Annotated in this window: 18 protein-coding genes; 11 read left to right on the top strand and 7 right to left on the bottom strand. The window is 58.3% G+C overall.

Going from position 1 to position 19,139, the window contains the following annotated elements; translation table 11 throughout:
• The first annotated feature begins 47 nt into the window (after positions 1-47).
• Entirely contained in the window at positions 48-1,247 is a 1,200-nt protein-coding gene (locus tag DRW39_RS14900) for a M20 family metallopeptidase (RefSeq protein WP_116107852.1), read from the top strand.
• Here the strand turns inward: DRW39_RS14900 and DRW39_RS14895 are convergent.
• Positions 1,216-2,142: an SMP-30/gluconolactonase/LRE family protein gene (locus DRW39_RS14895; protein ID WP_116107851.1), complete on the bottom strand. Its 927-nt coding sequence runs from the start codon at positions 2,140-2,142 to the stop codon at positions 1,216-1,218. The two genes, DRW39_RS14900 and DRW39_RS14895, sit on opposite strands and share 32 nt — an antisense overlap.
• A 150-nt stretch (positions 2,143-2,292) precedes the next feature.
• On the opposite strand from DRW39_RS14895, the gene rsmA reads away from it, so the two are divergent.
• From rsmA to DRW39_RS22520, 5 genes are all read left to right on the top strand, one after another.
• The gene (gene rsmA / locus DRW39_RS14890; protein WP_116107850.1) at positions 2,293-3,081 is read left to right on the top strand and encodes a 16S rRNA (adenine(1518)-N(6)/adenine(1519)-N(6))-dimethyltransferase RsmA; all 789 of its coding nucleotides are present in this window, start codon (positions 2,293-2,295) and stop codon (positions 3,079-3,081) included.
• Between the two features lie 151 nt (positions 3,082-3,232).
• A complete protein-coding gene (locus DRW39_RS14885; protein WP_116107849.1) occupies positions 3,233-3,691 on the top strand; it encodes a hypothetical protein in 459 nt (152 codons plus the stop codon).
• Positions 3,692-3,766: 75 nt separating this feature from the next.
• Complete coding sequence (locus DRW39_RS14880) at positions 3,767-4,924, top strand: HlyD family secretion protein (protein ID WP_116107848.1); 1,158 nt, start codon at positions 3,767-3,769, stop codon at positions 4,922-4,924.
• 3 nt (positions 4,925-4,927) lie between these two features.
• Positions 4,928-7,105 carry a peptidase domain-containing ABC transporter gene (locus DRW39_RS14875; RefSeq protein WP_116107847.1) on the top strand — a complete coding sequence of 726 codons (2,178 nt, stop codon included), beginning with the start codon at positions 4,928-4,930 and terminating at the stop codon, positions 7,103-7,105.
• A gap of 104 nt (positions 7,106-7,209) precedes the next feature.
• Positions 7,210-7,530 carry an HTH domain-containing protein gene (locus tag DRW39_RS22520; protein WP_198664901.1) on the top strand — a complete coding sequence of 107 codons (321 nt, stop codon included), beginning with the start codon at positions 7,210-7,212 and terminating at the stop codon, positions 7,528-7,530.
• A 227-nt stretch (positions 7,531-7,757) separates the two neighbouring features.
• Here the strand turns inward: DRW39_RS22520 and DRW39_RS14865 are convergent, their stop codons facing one another.
• Positions 7,758-10,748 carry a GDSL-type esterase/lipase family protein gene (locus DRW39_RS14865; protein WP_157976140.1) on the bottom strand — a complete coding sequence of 997 codons (2,991 nt, stop codon included), beginning with the start codon at positions 10,746-10,748 and terminating at the stop codon, positions 7,758-7,760.
• 779 nt (positions 10,749-11,527) lie between these two features.
• Here DRW39_RS14865 and DRW39_RS22305 point away from each other — a divergent pair.
• The 4 genes from DRW39_RS22305 (at position 11,528) to DRW39_RS22905 (ending at position 13,138) form a co-directional block, all read left to right on the top strand.
• Positions 11,528-11,674, top strand: a complete 147-nt coding sequence (locus DRW39_RS22305; protein ID WP_157976139.1) for a hypothetical protein — start codon at positions 11,528-11,530, stop codon at positions 11,672-11,674.
• A 191-nt stretch (positions 11,675-11,865) separates the two neighbouring features.
• Complete coding sequence (locus DRW39_RS14860) at positions 11,866-12,027, top strand: class IIb bacteriocin, lactobin A/cerein 7B family (protein ID WP_116107845.1); 162 nt, start codon at positions 11,866-11,868, stop codon at positions 12,025-12,027.
• A gap of 9 nt (positions 12,028-12,036) precedes the next feature.
• Positions 12,037-12,204, top strand: coding sequence for a hypothetical protein (locus DRW39_RS22300; protein WP_157976138.1), 168 nt, complete (start codon positions 12,037-12,039; stop codon positions 12,202-12,204).
• A gap of 205 nt (positions 12,205-12,409) precedes the next feature.
• Positions 12,410-13,138: a CPBP family intramembrane glutamic endopeptidase gene (locus DRW39_RS22905; RefSeq protein ID WP_116107844.1), complete on the top strand. Its 729-nt coding sequence runs from the start codon at positions 12,410-12,412 to the stop codon at positions 13,136-13,138.
• A gap of 270 nt (positions 13,139-13,408) precedes the next feature.
• On the opposite strand, the gene DRW39_RS14850 is transcribed toward DRW39_RS22905, so the two are convergent.
• The 5 genes from DRW39_RS14850 to DRW39_RS14830 form a co-directional block, all read right to left on the bottom strand.
• Entirely contained in the window at positions 13,409-14,218 is an 810-nt protein-coding gene (locus DRW39_RS14850) for a M43 family zinc metalloprotease (protein WP_116107843.1), read from the bottom strand.
• A 254-nt stretch (positions 14,219-14,472) separates the two neighbouring features.
• On the bottom strand, positions 14,473-15,234 hold the full coding sequence (locus tag DRW39_RS14845) for a helix-turn-helix transcriptional regulator (RefSeq protein WP_116107842.1): 762 nt from the start codon (positions 15,232-15,234) through the stop codon (positions 14,473-14,475).
• 119 nt (positions 15,235-15,353) lie between these two features.
• Positions 15,354-15,977, bottom strand: coding sequence for a chloramphenicol acetyltransferase (locus tag DRW39_RS14840; protein WP_116107841.1), 624 nt, complete (start codon positions 15,975-15,977; stop codon positions 15,354-15,356).
• On the bottom strand, positions 15,974-16,663 hold the full coding sequence (locus tag DRW39_RS14835; protein ID WP_116107840.1) for an HAD family hydrolase: 690 nt from the start codon (positions 16,661-16,663) through the stop codon (positions 15,974-15,976). Before DRW39_RS14835 ends, DRW39_RS14840 begins: the two co-directional genes overlap by 4 nt.
• A 40-nt stretch (positions 16,664-16,703) precedes the next feature.
• Positions 16,704-17,333, bottom strand: a complete 630-nt coding sequence (locus DRW39_RS14830) for a hypothetical protein (protein WP_116107839.1) — start codon at positions 17,331-17,333, stop codon at positions 16,704-16,706.
• A 289-nt stretch (positions 17,334-17,622) separates the two neighbouring features.
• On the opposite strand from DRW39_RS14830, the gene DRW39_RS14825 reads away from it, so the two are divergent.
• Positions 17,623-19,128, top strand: a complete 1,506-nt coding sequence (locus DRW39_RS14825; RefSeq protein ID WP_198664900.1) for an FG-GAP repeat domain-containing protein — start codon at positions 17,623-17,625, stop codon at positions 19,126-19,128.
• The last annotated feature ends 11 nt before the right edge of the window (positions 19,129-19,139 follow it).

The following is a 19,139-nucleotide window of genomic DNA, read 5'->3' as shown; positions in this document are numbered from 1 at the left end:
CGTCCCTAATTACGTAGGTTTACCGCCAGAAATAATCCCCGCCCACCGTGTCCCAAGATCTCCGCTCCCGCGTCCGTGACCTGGCCGCAGCAAACGCGCCCGCTACCCTGGCGGACCGCCGCCACCTGCACGCGCACCCCGAGCTCAGCTTCGAGGAGCACGAAACGGTAGCCTACGTAGCCGGTCGACTCGAAGAGATGGGTATTCCCTACCGCGGCGTGGCGGGCACCGGCCTCGTGGCAGAGATCGAGGGCGGTGGCCCCGGCCCCACCCTGGCGCTGCGTGCCGATATGGATGCCCTCCCTATCCAGGAAGCCAATGACGTAGCCTACCGGTCTACCAAACCGGGCATCATGCACGCCTGTGGTCACGATGTCCATACGGCATCCCTCCTGGGAGCGGCCCGCATTCTTAGCGGATTGAAAGAAAACTTGTCCGGTACCGTGCGCCTGCTCTTCCAGCCCGGGGAGGAGAAACTGCCGGGAGGGGCCACGCTGATGATCCGCGACGGCGCACTTAAAGACCCCGCTCCGGCCGCCATCTTCGGTCAGCACGTGCACCCGCCCCTGCCGGCGGGTACCGTGGGTTTCCGGCCGGGCATCTATATGGCGAGTACGGACGAACTCTTCCTGACCGTCCGCGGCCGGGGTGGACACGGCGCCATGCCCCACCAGGCCGTCGACCCAATCGTGATCACCGCGCAGATCATCACCGCCCTGCAGCAACTGGTCAGCCGTGAAAGCGACCCGACCCTGCCCGTCGTGCTCACCTTCGGAAAGATTGAAAGCGAGGGCGGGGCTACCAATGTCATTCCGAACGCCGTCCGCCTGGAAGGCACCCTGCGCACCCTCGACGAGGCCTGGCGAAAAGAACTGCACCAGCGGCTGCGCCGTACCGCCGAGGGTATGGCCGCCGCCCTGGGGGGAAGCGCCAAATTGCGCGTGGCACATGGCTACCCCTTCCTCAAAAACGACGAGCCCCTCACCAACTGGGCACAGTCCGCCGCCCGCGACCTGCTCGGCGACGATAAGGTCGTCGACCTGCCCATCCGCATGACGGGCGAAGACTTTGCTTTTTACACCCACCACGTGCCCGCCTGCTTTTACCGGCTGGGAGTCGGCAGCCCCTCCCCCGTCCACACCGATACCTTCGACGTCGACGAAGCCTGCCTACAGACCGGCAGTGCCCTGCTGGCCTGGCTGGCCATGGAACGGCTCAGGCAACCTGCTGCTTCCAGTCCAGAATGAGGTAAACACCCTCGTCGGCCGTGACGAACAGGTGGTCTCCGACGACGGCCAGGTTCACAGCCGTACGGTCGAGCTTAATCTTTCCCCGTAGCTGCCCGTCCAGATCGGCGACGTAAATGCCGTCGCCACCGCCTACCAGTAGCGAATCCTCGGTGGTCTCGCTACCGTCCGGTACGCCCTTGTCCGTAGAGAAAGCATAGCGGTGATTGCCCAGGATCTCCCCCGTCGCCGGGTTGAAGTCCAGGGCGTACACGCGATGGCGGCGGTTGAGCTCGGCCTTGTCATGCGCGCCGTCGTTACTGGTATCGGTTACGAAGAGCGTGCGTTCGTCCGGCGAAAGGGCCAGCCCGTGTGGCATCTCCAGCTCCCCACGGTAGACGACCGGACGTCCGTTCTTAGGCAGGACGTACAGACGTGGGGCCAGAGCCGGGGGCGGCCGGAAACCCTGCCGGAAACCGTAGTCGGGGTCACTGATCACCAGGTGGCCTACCTGACTCTCAATTACTTTATTCGGACTGTTCAGCGGCATATCGGCGTAGCGGTCGAAAACGACCGTCCGTTGCTTATCCGCCAGTTCGATGCGGGAGATAGCCGCCCGGGTCTTCTTGCTCCCCTGCTCGGCAACGAGCAGGGCCAGACCGTCCTGGGTCAGGCATAGGCTGTTGGCCATATTGGCATCCTCGATCCAGGTCAGGGCTTCCATCGATTCAATACCATCAATGCGGTCGCGCCAGTTCCCGTCGCGGGCTAGGTCGTAATCACTGAAATCGAGATAACACAGCCCTACCCGCGTTTCGTCCAGTTTTTTGGTGGTCGAGAAGTACAGGCGGTTTTGCGTTGCCACCCAAACGCAACCCTCGTGGGCGTCACAGGGAATGAAATAGGTTTCCTTCATACTGCTAATAGACCCGCGGGCGGTACAGGTTCGTTGCGGCGGAGCGCAGGTATAATGTTAGGTCAACAAGCTTGGGCACATACAAGGTTTCCGATTCCCGGCCCGTGCCACGCCGCTTTGTAGCTTCCGGGAAGGCGTACCTTCGCCCTCATGCGCGCGAAGAAGTCCTACGGCCAACATTTCCTCACCAACGAGCACTATGCCCGGCAGATCGCCGAGGCGCTGACGCTAACCGACACCTACGACCACGCGCTCGAGGTGGGCCCGGGACAGGGCATGCTGACCAAGTATTTACTGGAACGCAGCGCTGCCTTCAACCTGAAGGTAGCCGAGGCCGACCGCGATATGGTCACCTACCTCAACGTCCATTACCCCCAATTGTCCAACGACATCCTGGAAGGGGACTTCCTGCGCCTCGACCTAGAGGAGACTTTCGCGGGCCGACCCTTCGGCTTGGTCGGTAATTTCCCCTACAATATCTCCAGCCAGATCCTGATCAAATTGCTGGACAACTACCACCTCATTCCGGAGATGGTGGGCATGTTCCAGAAGGAGGTGGCCGACCGGGTCATCGTCGGCCACGGCACCAAGACCTACGGCGTGATCGGGGTGCTCGTCCAGGCGCGCTACGAGCCAAGTCTGCTCCTGAACGTCAGCAAGGGCAACTTCGCTCCGCCCCCCAAAGTAGAAAGCGCGGTGATCCGGCTGGTCCGGCGCGATAAGCCACTTATTGTCGATGCCAATTACGGTCTGTTCAAGCACGTGGTCAAATCCGCCTTCGGAAAGCGACGGAAGATGCTGCGCAACAGCCTCAAATCGATCTTCCCGGCGGAAGTCATGGCGGAAGACGAGCTCTTCCAGCGCCGCCCGGAGCAGGTCAGCCTGGAGGATTTTGCCGATCTGACGCGGCGGGCGGCAGATCTGGAACAACATAAATAGTTCGTATCCAGGGCAATACGCCATATTCGCGAGATAAAAGAGCGTCCGTTATGGGGAACGCTTTCGAAAGAAGCGTCCCTGGAAGGGATACTATGGGTGTAGATATTTGTCAGTACAAAAGGGGGAGATACTCCCCGCTACTACTGACACGATGAATAAGCACCTAAACACCCGTTTTTTTCTAGCAAGTTGCCGCGTCGGAATTCAGGCGGACGTTCGCCTGGGTTCTCCGCGGTTTTCCGACTGCCGGGGTGTCGGCATCTGCGCCATTCTCCTGGACGGTATTCCCGAGGGTCGCGGCAACTGTCGCGACTGGTGCCAGGCCAACCTGGTTGTCGACGGCCCCACCGGCCGCTTACTGCTCCAGTTCGTGCGGGGGACGATCTCGGAGCGAACGTACGATCATCACTTCGCCAGCGGCTACCTGAAAGTGCAGGAGCCCTATCGCCTGCCCATTGGCGTCGCCTCCCGGCTCGGTCTTACGGATACAGACCTGGCCATTACTCCGGGCAGGTATCCGGCACTGGACACCGGGGACACCTTACTTGTCTCCTGCCGACTGAGTGCACCGGCGGTCCGGAGCATGCCACTCGCCGCGAAGGCCGCCTGATTTCGAATTTCTTCTTACCTGCGCTCCGCCGCCCCATTTTGCCGCGGTCCGGAAGTACGCCTAAAATCCTGAATTATGTCTGCCGAAGCGCCCCGGCTCTTCCCCTTCCCGCTCGTGGAGGGGGTCGAGGGCCTCTACGCCCGCCACTCCCGCACGGGACGGGCCATTTATCTCACGCTCGTACTGGGCCTTTTGGTGGCGGTGGCCGCCCTGCCCCTCATCGAGGTCGAAGTGAACAGCCAGAGCCGGGGCTTCCTGCGGCCGGCCATGAAGCTGACACCCGTCACCTGCCCGGTAGGGGGCCGGGTTACCCTGGCCCGCCTGGAAGAGGACCGGTCCGTTTGCGCAGGGGACACCCTACTGATCGTGTCCACAGCCGAACTGGACGGGGAAACGGACCACCTGCAGGAGCAGCGGAGAGAACGCCACCTGGCTATCAAGGATCTTCGGCAATTGACCAGTGGCGATCTTACCACCCTCCCCCAATTGCATACGGCGGTATACCAGCGCGACCACCGCGACTATCAGCGCCGCCACGACGAGCTGGAATTGAAGCTCGACCACGCCCGCCGGCACCTGGAGCGGCAGACCGAGCTGCTGGAGACCGGCTCCGTGGCCCGCATGGACCACGAGCAGGCGCAATTTGAAGTCGAATTACTCGAGGGGCAACTGCGCCAACTGTCGGAGCAACAACGGCACCAATGGACGCAGGAACTGCAACGCATCCGCCGTGAGTCCGCCGAACTGACCCGCAACCTGCGGCAGACGGCCGAGCGATCCAAACAGCACGTAATTACCGCTCCCGTAGACGGTCACCTCACCCAGACCGGCGGCCTGCAGGTAGGCGGATACGCCGGTGCCGGTCAGACGCTGGCCCAGATCAGTCCCGACGGTGACCTGCGGGTGGAAGCTTTCGTAAGCCCCTCCGATATCGGGCTGCTGCGAGAGGGGCTGCCGGTGCGCCTACAACTCGATGCCTTCAACTACAACCAGTGGGGACTGGCACGGGCTACCCTCAGCGAGATCAGCCGTGACGTCACCGAAGTGGACGGACAGGCCGCGTTCCGGGTACTGTGCACGCTCCACGATGCCGAGCTGCAGCTGCGGAACGGCTACGTGGGTCGCCTGCGAAAGGGCATGACCCTGACGGCCCACTTCACCCTGGCCCGACGGAGCCTCTTCCAACTCCTCCACGACAAGCTCGACGACTGGTTCAACCCTGTATACCACTAAGCCATGAAGAAAACGATCAAGCAACACGACATCACGGACTGCGGCGCCGCCTGTCTGGCCTCCATCGCCGCCCACTACCGGCTGGCCCTGCCCATTGCCCGCATCCGTCAGCTGGCGAGTACCGACCAAAAGGGCACCAACCTGCTGGGCATGATCCAGGCGGCCGAGAAGCTGGGCTTCACCTGCCAGGGCGTGCGGGCGGAAGAAGAGGCTTTCCGTAAGGAAGCGGAATTTCCGGCGGTGGCCCACGTCGTCGTGAATAAGCGCCTGCACCACTTCGTAGTCGTCTACCGCGTGACGGACAAGTACGTCCAGGTCATGGACCCCGCTAACGGGCGCATGCAGAAACGCAGCTGGGACAAATGGCGGGAGGAATGGACCGGCGTGCTGTTGCTCATCGCACCGGGCGACAACTTCGAGGCGGGCAACCGGCGGGTATCGACTTTCGCGCGCTTCCGGGCCTTGCTGCAACCCCACCGCTCTACCCTGCTGCAGGCGCTGGTCGGGGCCGTCATCTACACCGTCCTCGGCCTGAGTACCTCGATCTACCTGCAGAAGATCACCGACTTCGTCCTGATCAATCAGAATACCCGGCTGCTGAACTTGCTGAGTATGGCAATGGTGGCGCTGCTGGGCATGAGCATCTTCATCGGGGCGACCAAGTCGGTGATGGTGATGAAGTCCGGCCAGTTGATCGACGCCCGTCTCATCCTGGGCTACTACAAGCACCTGTTGCGTTTGCCGCAGCGCTTCTTCGATACGATGCGGACGGGGGAGATCATCAGCCGCATCGGCGATGCCGTGAAGATCCGGGCGTTCATCAACGACGTGGCGATCAATCTGCTGGTCAATGTCTTCATCGTCGTTTTCAGCTTCGGCCTCATGTTCACCTACTACTGGAAACTGGCCCTGGTGCTGCTGCTGGTGGTACCCTGCTACGTAGCGATCTACTGGCTTACCAATCGGATGAACCGCAAGCGGGAACGCGAACTCATGGAACGGGCGGCCGACCTGGAAAGCCAGCTGGTCGAGAGCGTCAACGCGGTGCGGACCATCAAGCAACTCGGCCTGGAGGATCACGCCAATCGTAAGACGGAGACCCGCTTCGTCCGCCTGCTGCACACCACCTACCGCTCCGGCATGACCGGGATTTTTAGCGGTAATGCCTCGGAATTGGTGAGCCGTCTGTTCACCATCATCCTGCTGTGGGTGGGGAGCTACTACGTCATCGAGGGGGTCATCTCACCGGGTGAGCTACTGGGATTCTACGCGCTCATCGGCTACTTCACCGGACCGGCCAAGGGCCTGATCGGCATGAATAAAACCATACAGAACGCCCTGATCGCGGCGGACAGACTATTCGAGATCATCGACCTGGAAAGCGAGGAGGAGGCCATCGAAGGTATGGCCCTTCAGCGCGAAATGATCGGCGATATACGCTTCCGCGGGCTGGAATTCGCCTACGGTTCCAGAAAGAAAGTATTCGAAGACTTCGACCTGACCATCCCTGCCGGCCAGATAACCGGGCTGGTAGGGGAAAGCGGCTCGGGGAAGTCGACGCTCGCCGCCCTCCTACAAAAGCTCTATCCCCCCTCCGCCGGCAAGATCGTGATCGGCGACGCCGACCTGAGCTACGTCACCAACCAAAGTCTGCGCGCCCGCATCGGGGTCGTGCCCCAGGAGCTGAGCCTCTTCGCCGGCAACCTGATCGAGAACATTGCCGTAGGCGATTACACGCCGGATATGCAGCGCATTCTGACGATCTGCAAGGAACTCGGCCTGCTTTCCTTTATCGAAACCCTACCCGAAGGATTTGCTACCTACGTGGGCGAGCACGGTGCAACCCTCAGCGGCGGGCAACGGCAACGACTGGCCATCGCCCGTGCTTTATACCGCGATCCCGACATCCTGATCCTGGACGAAGCCACCTCCGCCCTCGACAGCGCCAGCGAGGAATTCGTGCAGCAAACGATCCACCGTTTGCGGGCCGCGGGCAAGACGATCATCATCATCGCCCACCGCCTCAGTACCATCATGGACGCCGACAAGATCGCCGTACTGAAAGCGGGCAAACTCATTCAGGAAGGCACACACGACACCCTGCTTGCGGAGGAGGGAACGTACCGCGATCTCTGGAATAAGCAGTTCCCGAGCCGCGTCGTTCGCCGTTTGGCAGCCTGATGAAGAGGAACACTCGCCGGTCGTACCGACACTCCGAGGTTCCGGAACCGACACAGAACTACACCGGCCAATGGCCATCCTCAATCTTTAAACACCACCCAATCATGAACAAGCAACTGGAACGGATTAAAAGAATGCACACGCTCATTAAATTCAACCGTACCGGCACGCCGGCGGAGTTTGCCGAACGACTGGGTATCTCCCCGGCAGGCCTTTACCGGACGCTGGCCATGATGAAGGAAATGGGCGCGCCGATTCACTTTTGCCAACGCCGACAGAGCTATGGTTACTACGAGAGCGTGGAACTGCGCATTGATTTCGTACGGGTAGAGAATAGTCGGAAAGACCAAAGCCGGGTTTCTCGTGGCCAGGCCTGCATCCGCCCCTTACACACTCCAACGAGCAGTTCCGTAGCCGCATCCTGACATGGAAGATCAACTAGCAAACTGTTCGGGAGAACCCGCGTGGCTAGCCGACGCCGGGGGCATTATCGGATGGCTCGTGTACCTCAGCGGCGTGGCAATCCTGATGGGTTTGGTACGACTAATACGCTGGATGTTGACCGCTATCTGGAAGCGACTGGCATAAAGAAACCGGGACGCGCTATCACAGAGCACGTCCCGGTTAGTCAGGAGCATATTCCGGCTTCGGCTTACCGGATCAGTACCGGCAGTACATCACGTACGTAGCCATCGGCCTGCTCCACCGTGACGATCACGAAGAAAGAGTTCTGACCGCGGCCGCTGATTTGGCTGATGTCCAATCGGTGATCGGCACCGCCGCTGATCTGCATGCGATCGCGCAGCCGCACCCTACCCAGTACGTCGATGACCTGCACGTCGGCCGTACCCCGCACACCCTCGCTGAAGTTCAGCATCAGGAAGCCACTCTCGGCGGGGTTCGGGTAGGCCTTCACCAGACCGGACACCCGTTTCGGAGCTTCGCGTATTGCACTCGGCCCGCTGCAGTCCACCGTATCGAGCATGAGCCCGAGGACCCTTTCGTAGAGGATCCGGTGACCGCCGTCGTTAAGGTGGACCCCGTCACCACTGTCGAGGGAGTCGATAATGAATCCGTTCTCGTCGGCAATGCCCGTCCAGAAATCGATGGCCATATCGCCGTAGATCTTCAGAATACTATCCCGCACCTCGATCTGGTCATCCACTCGGGCGGTTTCGGGGAAGTTGCGCGGCTGGGTAGTAGCGATGTAGATCATCGTGCCTTCTTCCCGCGCGGCGTTGGCGATGGCCGCGAAATTTTCCAACTGCGCCTCCGGCGTGAAACCGCGAGCGGCGTCGTTGGACGGCATATTGACGATGATTGCGAAGGGGTCGTAAGTCAGCGCCTCCGTCACGTTACGATTAAGATCGGGCACGATCCCTACCCCGGCCGGAATCTCCGAACCCGTCGGCAGGATGTGGTAGGTAGTGTATCCACCACGGGCAAGGTTCACCACCTCGTACCGCGTATCGTCGGCCAGGTAAGCCCGGTAACGCCCTACCCAACTGCTGTCCTGGCTGGAAGCCCCCGTTCCTTCCGCCGTCGAGGAGCCGATGACGACGATCGTACAGGTCGTCGTGTCGCTGCTGATGGTGAAGGTCGAATCGCTGGTATCGAGCAGGGTATCGGAGGTGATCCGGATCAGCGCCTCATCGGTGTCTTCGTTCGGTACCGTCCAGGCGTACATCCCCCCGACGGCGGCAACCGTATCGATGACGGTCCAGTTGGTGCCGTTATCGGTGGAGTATTCCAGGCCTACCTCCTCCAGGTTTCTCGACATCCAGGTGATATCAGCCGTTTTACCCGCCTGCCAGTACTCTCCTCCGTTGGGATTCGTCAGCATGAGCTCAGCCGCGCCGGCAGGGTCCATGTCCGGATAGATCAACCGCAGCACACCAAGATAGTAAAAACCCAGGCTGTTCTGATTATTCGGACCGGAACTGGCCGTGACCAGAATGCGACCCGTTTCGTCCGGCTGCATATCCGCCATGACCGTCCGGGACGTATTGGACGAGATGTTGAGGTAAAGCGTATCCACCGTAGCTCCCTCGACGACGTAGCGCGTTTCCCGCAGTTCGGAGGTGGCCCGGGATGCGAACAGTTCGACGGAATACGTAACCATCGGGTCGAGTCCGTCCAGTTCAACGGCGGCGCTCGGCTGAACCTGTCCGCCGAACTCCCCAATGTTCCCGAAGAAACTATCACCCGTGGCGCTGCCCGCCAGTTCGAGTCCCTCGTCGGGGCTGGCGGTACCGTCCGTATTGATGTTGTTAAAGGAATCGACGACGGCGATCGAGTAGCCGGTGTAGAAGCCGGCGGTATTCGTCAGGTCAGTCACCGTGCCGGCGTTCGGATCCGTGATGTTGTTGTAGGGGGCCGGGGTCGTATTGGTACTGCTCCCAAAATCCACGATCACGGTATCGAGCGTGGCTACCGCCATCTCCTCCCCGTAGATTTCCATTGCTCCCAGATAGTAGAAGCCCAGGCTATTCTCGTTGTTGGGCCCCGGGCTGACGGATATCGTCAGTGTGGAGTCCCGGCCGGGGAATACTGTCGCCATCGCTACGTCCCCGGTATTATCCCCGGCGTTCAGATACACGGTATCGGACATCACCCCGTCCAGCACGTACATCGCCTCGCGATTCTCCGTGGAGACACGGGAAGCGAAGATCCGGAAGGTGTAGCCCATGCGCGGGTCGAGCCCGCTCAGCCGTACCCCGGCCGTCGGCTGCATCTCCCCGTTGAAGTCACCGGTATTCCCGAAGAAGGAATCGCCGGTGGCTGAAGCGGGGAAGCCGAGGTCTTCATCGGGGGTCGTGGTGCCTGCCGTATTCACCCCGCGAAACGCATCTACCACCGTGAGGCGTACGTCCGTTTCCGCCCCCACCTGATTCATTAGGGTGACCATGGCCCCGGAGTCAAAACTGGTGACGTTGTTCCAGGGAGAGGGGGAAGGGGTAGTTCCAAAATCTAACAGGAAGGTGTCGGCCTCCACCTCCGCTACCGGGGGCGGCTCCTCCATATCGTAGTTCACGATGAGCGCGCCCAGGTAGAAAAAGTCTTCGGCGGTATCGTTGTTGTCTCCCGCTTCGACTTCGATCACGATGGTGTTCTCCGTCCCCGGCGTCATGGTACTGCGGACCACGTCCCCCGTGTTACCGCCGGCATTCAGCAGCACGGTATCCCGGCTTGCGCCGATAACAATGTAGCGGGTTTCCCGGGTCTGGGTTCCGGTGCGGCTGGCGAATAGGGTCAGGTCGTACTCCTTGTCCGCCTGCAGGTTCGTCAACGTGACCGCGCCGCGCGCCTCGACCGAGCCGGTCCATTCCTCGCCGTTACCGAAGAAGCTGTCGCCGGTTGCGGTAGCCGGCAGTTGCAGATCGCCGGTGGGCTCAGTGGTACCGCCCCGGTTGATGTCGCGGAAGGCGTCGGTGACGGCAATCCCGTAGCGCGTCGGGTCACCCAATGTGTTGGTGAGCACCTCGATGGCGCCGGCATTGGCATCAACCAGGTTGTTCCAGGGGGCGGCGGAAAGGTTATCCCCGAAGTCTATCAGGATGGTATCCTGCATCTGGGCCGCCATCCGCGAAGTCGCGAACAGGCAGCACAGGCCAATGAGTAAGGTAAAGTAACGTCTTTGCATGATCGATCGATTTAAGCGCCGGCTCAAGGGTGAGCGGACGCGTAGCAATATAGAAATCCGGTCGCTATTGACAACCATATTCCCATTTCTCCCTGGAAATGTCGTAGGAAACGGAGAGCTGTCGAGTGGGCAGGAAAGGTGGGGCGTCGGAGCGCAGGTAAAGTGTGCGCAACGGGAAGTATTCTGCCGATTACCCAGATTCCCGGTCAACAGCAAGCGAAAATTTCCGCATTGCGACAGATTTAATACCACTCTCACCTCATGCGAGTGCCCCACCCGATTATTGTACCATAATTAAATCGCGATACCGGAACGCCGGTCGCGCAAGCTTTCCCCTTGACCCTTCGGATGCGGCAAAATTAATTCCTGCTTGACGGCAGATTTAACACCACTCTCACCCCATGCGAGTACGCCACCCGATCATTGCACTGAAATTAAAACGCGATACCGGAACGCCGGTCACGCACACTTTCCCTTTGACACTTCGGATGCGGCGAAATTAATTCCTGCTCGACGGCAGATTTAACACCACTCTCACCCCATGCGAGTACGCCACCCGATCATTGCACTGAAATTAAAACGCGATACCGGAACGCCGGTCGCGCACGCTTTCCCTTTGACATTTCAGATGCGGCGAAATTATTTCTTGCACACTAGTAGATTTAACACCACTCTCACCTCATGCGAGTACGCCGCCCGATCATTGCACCATGAAAGTATAACACCGCTTCTCGTAGCAAGAACCCCTGGTTAGCCACTTGAAGTACCAACCCAATACTATGAACGACAATCTATTTATGGAGGAATTCGAATCGGAAGATCCCTCCTTCCCCCACCTGCCCCTCGACTGGAACGAAGACCTCTCCCTGGAGGAATACCTCGAGCGGATGGAGCGGCAGAGCGACAAGATTAAGAACGCTATTTAATTCATCACCCTTAATTCTTTACTTATGTCTACTGAGGATTTTCGGTCCGTTTCTGGCGGATTTAAAATACAACTTAATTGTGTCTTTCCAAAAATCGACACGATACTTCGTGAATACACAGTACAGCATTTTGACGCTTCTTCAATCTATTACAATCAAAAAATTTCTTTAACCTTATAGAACAAACTACCATGAAAACTTCAACTCTAACCCCTCTAACCCTTGAAGAGGTCAGCTCTACTGAGGGAGGCTTTGTACCAGTTGTCATCTTTGGCGCGGCATTCGGTGCAAAGACCGTCGCAGCAGTGGCGGGTGCCACCGCTGCTGCCATCACCTATTTCTTTACTCATTAAATTCATAACATGAAGATTCTTAATCAATCCCAACTTTCGGACATTTATGGTGGTCTGCCACCGCTAGCATGGTTCCTGATAGGTTATGCTGTAACTTATGCTGGATGTGCATTAACCAGCTCCGAAGATGCTCACAAAGGAATTAACGATGGAAATGGAAACTGTGATGACCAATAATTCGATGACCTTCTTAGATTCTAACGCCCTAAGATCAGTATACGGCGGCAAAGATCCTTGTAAATACGACCCACCTGAAGGATTTTTTAGATCTTTAGACTACTTAATCGGCTACACATTTACCAAACTCCGTATTTCGGTTACGGGTTAAGTTAAGAATCTCTGCTGGCAACCTCGCTAGTGGAGATTCTCTTTTACATTCGTTATGACTTTATACTTAATCCTTTATGCAATCGCGACTACGTTTGTCTCGGTATATATTAGTGATAGATATTTTGAGAATGACTATTCAGCATTCTTGCTCAGCAAGTGCCTGCTCCTAACACCAGTTTGCATTGCTCTGATTAAAGTTACGAGGGTAAGTCCATCGATTCGGCCACTCAATAAATATATATTGCTAGGAATATCAGCAATTTGGATTACATATTACTTTGCGATTCCAACTATACATACTCCCATAACTTGGTCACCCCCTAATTTTATATTGGGATGCGTATTTACAATTATATTGGTGCTGTTCGAGGAACTTATATTTAGAGTTTTACCCTTCAAAAATTTTAATTCGAATAACTATTCAATCAATAAACACTACAAATACGCAGGGCTTTTTGCCGCTGCGCATATGTCAAATTTTCTATATACAGGAAGCTTACAAACCACTATAAACCAAGTTTCAATATCTTTTGGCTTAGGCCTAATCCTATCAGGTTTATTCATCCGAACGAAAAGCGTTATTTTGGTTGTTTTGCTTCATTTTTTTGTCAACGTAGGCCAGGAATACAATGCAATAATGCAACACAAGATTTTAACTTATGCTGCATTTAGCCATATCGATTTGTCTTTAAATGCCAGTACTGCTTTTGTTTTTGTATACACTTGCCTGATGATTACAATCGCTGAAGGAATTCTCCCCCGAAAAGGGATAGGCGAATAAAAATATTCCAACCTAAGCGTAACTCTATGCCGTCAGGCAAACGATTTCAGTGTGAAGCTGTATTTTTTTACAGTTAAGTACCATTAATAACGCCTAGTTCACAGGTGGCGCTAAAATGCGTGCCGCTTGCTTGATTTCTGCTGAGGCTGAATATTAGGAAAGTCAAACAGCGATCAACTGATTATGCCATATCGGTTCCTGACTGCTAAAAGTATTTGCCCACTACTGAAGTCAACCACTGCATCAAACAGCGCGGTCGGAGACCGCTTCCTACCGCAGCAACCACCGCCACATCCGCTCCACCTCGCAAACCGTAAAGTGAACCTGCGAGCCATAACCCATGACCAACTGCCGCGGGCTCCCGCCGAAGCAGTTGACTTTATCGCTGCCGTGATTGTGGTCGACGCACTCACCGTAGCACTCCTCGAGGGGGTCGAAGCCCTGGCCGGCGCAGGGGTTGTCGCATTTGAAGGTGTGGTCGAGGGATAAGGTGTGGCCGATCTCGTGGGCCAGGTAGCGGCCCGGCGACCAGGTGTCGGTGCCACCGTCCAGGTAGCCCTGCAGGGTGTTGTAAATGCGGATGGTCCGGCTACCGATGCCGCCGGTGGAGGCGCTGGGGGGCCGGGGACCGGGGTGTGGCTGAAAGACAACGTTGTATACCCCGGGAACGGATCGCAGCCGCTCGCCGTGGGCATAGAAGTAGGCCCGCTCGATGGTCTTATCCACCTGCCGCGCATGGGCGAACCGGATCTTGGTGTCTTTGCTGGCTTCGTAGTCCAGCATGCCGCTGCGGAAGCGCTTATTGAGTTCCTGCAGGGTGTAGTAAATGAGGATGTCGGCCCGTAGCCGCTCGTTGTTTCCGTAAGCGAGCAGCAGGCTATCCTGGTCCTCGGCGAGGAAGTTGCGGCCGTCGGGTAGCCCGACGAAGTGGAACGCCAGGCGCAGGGTGGTGTCCGGCAGCTGTTGGATATCTTCGATGGTGAGCGGAGCTACGGTATCGGTCTGGCCCCGGAGCGGACCGCCGCTCCATAATCCGATCACCAGCAGGGCAAGCATCCGTATAGTAGCCAAAGGCTTCATTCATCCAAAGGTAAGTCACCCCGGGGCCGCCGGCCGTTGCCCGCACGACGCACCGCTCACTTTTCCCGGGCAGCCCGCTTTCAACCTTATCGCCGCTGTCACCTTCTACCCACGTATCCGCTCAAACCGCACCATGGACGAATTCAACCTGGCCGATGGTCTGCTCTTCCTGATTCCGGTGGCGACCTTTCTCGCCATCTGCTACTTCCTGTTCAAATTCCTCTACCAGAACGGTCGCCGGTAACGACTGCCGGCTAGTCGATCACACCGCGTTCGCGGGCGTAGCGGACCAGATCCATGGCCCGTTTGACCCGGGCTTTCCGCATCATTTTCTTCCGATGGGTCGAAACGGTGTTGTAGGTAATGGAAAGCTGACGGCCGATCTCCCGGCTGCTCATTCCCTGGGCTACTAGCCGGAGTACGTCTAACTCCCGGTCCGAAAAAATCAACTCTTCCCTGGATTGATAAGCTACCGTTTCGAGCGTGGTGCTGCCGCCGTGCTCATCGGCCAAAGTCACGGATAGTACCCCCGAAACTCGGGGCTGGAAAGCGGTAATGTCGGTTACCACCACGACGTCGGCCAGCAAGTGACCGGAATTGTCCACGCAGAGGACCGTCTGGTGGAAGGCCAGCCAAAGGATGCGTTCGTCACTGGCCTGGCAACGCAGGGTATAGGTGAAGTGCAGGTCCCGCTGCCTATCCGCCGGCGTGGTCCGGACCGTATTCCGTATGTGCTGCCGGATTTTCAGGAACGAACGCCGGTCCTGCGGGGATACGGCCGCGGTAACGGCTTCGATCCCCCGCCGCTGCCACTGGTCATGTCGGTAGCCGAGCAAGCGGCTGATGCCCTTGCTGAGGTACTTAAAGCGCTGGGTACGGTAGTCGGTGGCGTAGACCAGCACGTGGGACCGATCAATAACGGAAGCGAATTGCCCGATCTGTTCGGATCGCAAATCGCGGGAGGTAAGGCACTCGTATTCGTTATCGCTCTTCCGGCCGGGGAAGTCTTGATGCATAGTGTCGTGGTCTTTGTATCCGCCCCGCTTTCAAGGCGGTGACGCTCGGTTCGGCGCGGCTCGTGTTCGAACCGCCCAACCGTTCATGCCAACCCCGGCCTATAGGTTACCCTTGAAATCTACTTTTTAACCATATATCTTTCCAGGCACTCGAAAAAGGCGCCCACCTCCCGGCCGTCCATCAGGGCATGGTGGCCGTGTACCGACACCGGCATACCCATCCGGCCCTCCCGGCGGGTCATCTTGCCCACGCTGATCTTCGGGCAACTATCGGGGTGACGGTACTGGCGGGCGTGACTGAGGGAGCTGAAGTCCAGCCAGGGGACCGCGCTGAAGTGGATCACGTCGTCACCGGCTACCCCCGGATTCAGGCCCGTCGTAGCGGCGATGCGGTCGATCTCCCGTCGGGCCCCGAGCGTAAATGCTTCGAAATCCGGCTCGAAGGGGATCAGCGAGAAATCGAAGGTGCCATCATCCCGGTTGATGGTCGCCGAGGCGTGGATGCTGTCGTGAATCACCACCTGCTCCCCCCTGATCCGGTAGCGAAAGGCCTCCACCTCATTGACGGCGCACATCACCGCATGCAGGTAGGTAAGAAAGAAGGACTGCCCCCGCTCCCTGGCCCGCGCGTAAGCATCCGTACAATCCACGCGCACGGTAAGACCGAAGAAAGGTTCCTCGAACTGCCGGAAGAAGGCAAAGTGATTACGTCGGTTCCAACGATCGATGTCCAGTACGGTCACGGCAGTAGTTTGAAAATATCGGTAATCGCCCCGGCTTCCAGGAGTCGGGGGTTCGCATCGTCGTAGGTGGCCTCCTCGTGGGCCCAGGTCGTATGAAAGGGTACGTGCACGGCGTATCCGCCCAGTTCCAGCACCGGCAGGATATCTGACTTCACCGAATTCCCGACCATCATGAACTCTTCCGGCCGGCAGTCGAGGTGGGCGATAAGCCGCTCGTAGTTGCCGCGCTTTTTGTCGCTCATCACCTCGATGTGGTGGAAGTGCTTTTCCAGGCCGGACTTAGCCAGCTTTCGTTCCTGGTCGAGCAGGTCACCCTTGGTAGCAAGTACTAGGCGGTAGTTGGGCGAGAGTCGGGTCAGCGTTTCCTCTACCCCGTCGAGCAATTCCACGGGCTTTTGCAGCATGTCCTTCCCTATGGCCAGGGCCCGTTCGATCAGGACCGCCGGGGCCTTGCCCTCCGTCACGTTCAGGATGGTTTCGACCATCGACAACGTGAAGGCCTTTATGCCGTAGCCGTAGAGCGGCAGGTTGCCGATTTCGGTGGCAAACAACTCGCGGTGGACGGTATGGTGGGGCAGGTAATCCTCGAGCAGGCCGCAAAAGGTCTCTTCCGCCTCCCGGAAGAACGACTCGTTCACCCAAAGGGTATCATCGGCATCGAAAGCGATGGTGCATATCTGGTCCATGCCGAAATGTAAGCAGAAGGGGAAAATCCGCCCGTGCAGCCTAGCCGGCCGGGACGAGACATTCGGCCTCTCCTTCTTCCAGCGCCAGGTGGGGCAGGGCAACTGCATCCTCGATGTCCGGCTTACCGAGGTTTAGCCGATCGATCCAGGACCGCAGGCTTTGGGCGGCACCGACGACCCATTGCATTTCGGCCCGGGACAACTCCAGCAACAGGGTTTGCGCGTTACGGAAGATGGAATAGGGCGTAGCGCTTAGGCCGCCCGGTGACCACCAGCCGGTCATACAGGTTTGAAGGGTACTTGCCGCAAGCCGGCGGCAGGCGCATTTCCGGCAGGCGAATTCCGTACGGTCGCCGATCCGATGCCGAATGACCAGCGCCGTGACCTTTCTGATCTTGTAGCTGATCAGTTCATCCTCCCGACGGCAGTATTGGCAGGTCGAGGTACGGATACATTCCATCACCTCCTGGAATTTCCATTCTTCCTGCGCTCGCCGCAAAAATGGACGATCGACCGGTGGGGCGTCAGCACCTCCCGTTTCCAGGTAAGCACTTTCGAGCTTACACCGCAGCTGCGGCGTAAGCTCGATTTGTTTGGGCTGTTTTCGCAGTATGCGCGAAACGGTAAATAAATTGGTGTAAGAAAAGCGTGTAAAATCAAGACGTTTCATGAGAGACAACTGGTAGATAGAAAACTTGTCTCGGATCGCCCGCCGCCGGCCATACTCCTACCTATCCACCCACCCTTTGCCGGCGTACGCGGGTGCGGACGCTGGTTTTGAGTAAATGTTTTGCTGGAGGATACGACTAGAGTAAGTTCGGCAACGGATTACCGTCGACTGCTTGGCTAAGATAAAGGCGTGTCCGACCAAAAACCTAAAATTTCCCGGCCGTATGATGGAACGGTCGCCTTATCGGCGGGACCGGTCACCGACGTATCTTCGGCATTTCGTGATTCCTATGCGCATTGTTCTCTTTCTGTTTGTAGCCGGTATCAGCCTGTTTTTACTGAAGTCATGTTCCCCCGAGCCCGACGAGCAAAAGCTGTTTACCTCGATGTGTGGCAGCTGTCACCAGGTCGTCGATCCGTCGTTACTGCCGCGAGCCATCTGGGAAAAGCGAGTCCTGCCGGAAATGGCGGCCCGGATGGGCATCCGGGCGGTCGACTACAACCCGGCCAATTATTTACCGCCGGGGGAGTACGAACTCGCCCGCGCCCACGGCTTCTACCCGGAGATGCCGACCGTCGATCGGGAAGATTGGCAAACCGTCCGCCAGTACATTCTGGACCGCGCTCCCGATAGCCTGACCTTGCCGCCCGTAGGGGAGCTCGCTCCCCTGGAAGGCTTCGTCGCCCGTCCGCTGTCCCTGGACGACCGCGACGGTTCCCTCGTTACCTACATCGGCAAGGGAGAGGGCGGATTGAACGTCGGGGATGGCTACGGCCAGCTCACCCGCCTCGCCGTGAACGACCGAGTCGATACACTGCCCGGACTACGCTTTCCCCTGGTCCACTTCACGGCATCGGGAACGGATTCCCTGTTGCTCGAAATCGGCAATATCTACCCGACGGAGGCCAGCAACGGAAAACTATACCGGCTTACCGACGGCAATCCGGAAGTCGTGCGCGACAGCCTCCACCGGCCGGTGCATCATCTACAGACGGATATCGACGGCGACGGACAAAAGGAAATCGTGATCTGCGAGTACGGCAATTACTCGGGCGTGCTCTCCATCCTCGATCCCGACGCAAACGGTGACTATCGCTACCGCCGCCTGACGGGCACGCCGGGGGCTACCCGCGTCGTGGCCGACGACCTGAACGGCGACGGACTACGGGATCTCATACTGCTGCACGCCCAGGGTGACGAGGGCATCGACGTACTCTACCAGCAGCCCGACCACACCTTCGAGCGCGAAAGCTTACTCCGTTTTCCCGCCGTGTACGGAACCAGCTGGTTTGACCTGGTGGATATCGACGGAGATGGTGACCGGGATATCATCACCGCTCACGGGGATAATGCCGACTACAGCAATATTACCAAGCCATACCACGGCGTCCGCATCTATACCAACGACGGCTCGAATCAATTTACGGAGTCTTTCTTCCAACCCCTGCCCGGCGCGACCCGGGTGGCCGCCCGCGACTTTGACGGCGACGGCGACGTGGATATCGCGGTCGCCTGCAATTTCGCCGATTTCGGCCGGCAACCGGATGCCTCCTTCGTTTACCTGGAGCGCCGCTCCCCTACCCTCTCCTTCCGGGCAGCCACTACGCCGATGGCCCTGGATGGACGGTGGCTCATTCTGGATACCGGCGACTACGACGACGACGGGGACGTGGATATCGCGCTGGGCTCCTTCACGCTCAATCCGGCCCCGGTGCCCGATACCCTGGCCCGGCGGTGGCGGCAAAGCCGTACCGACGTACTCCTGCTGGAGAACACCCTCGAAGCAACCCGCTAACCGCGGCCGGC

The organism is Lewinella sp. IMCC34191 (assembly GCF_003390935.1).
Lineage (GTDB): Bacteria > Bacteroidota > Bacteroidia > Chitinophagales > Saprospiraceae > Neolewinella.
Note: the sequence above shows the minus strand (reverse complement) of the source record. Positions and strands in the feature narration are given on the sequence as shown.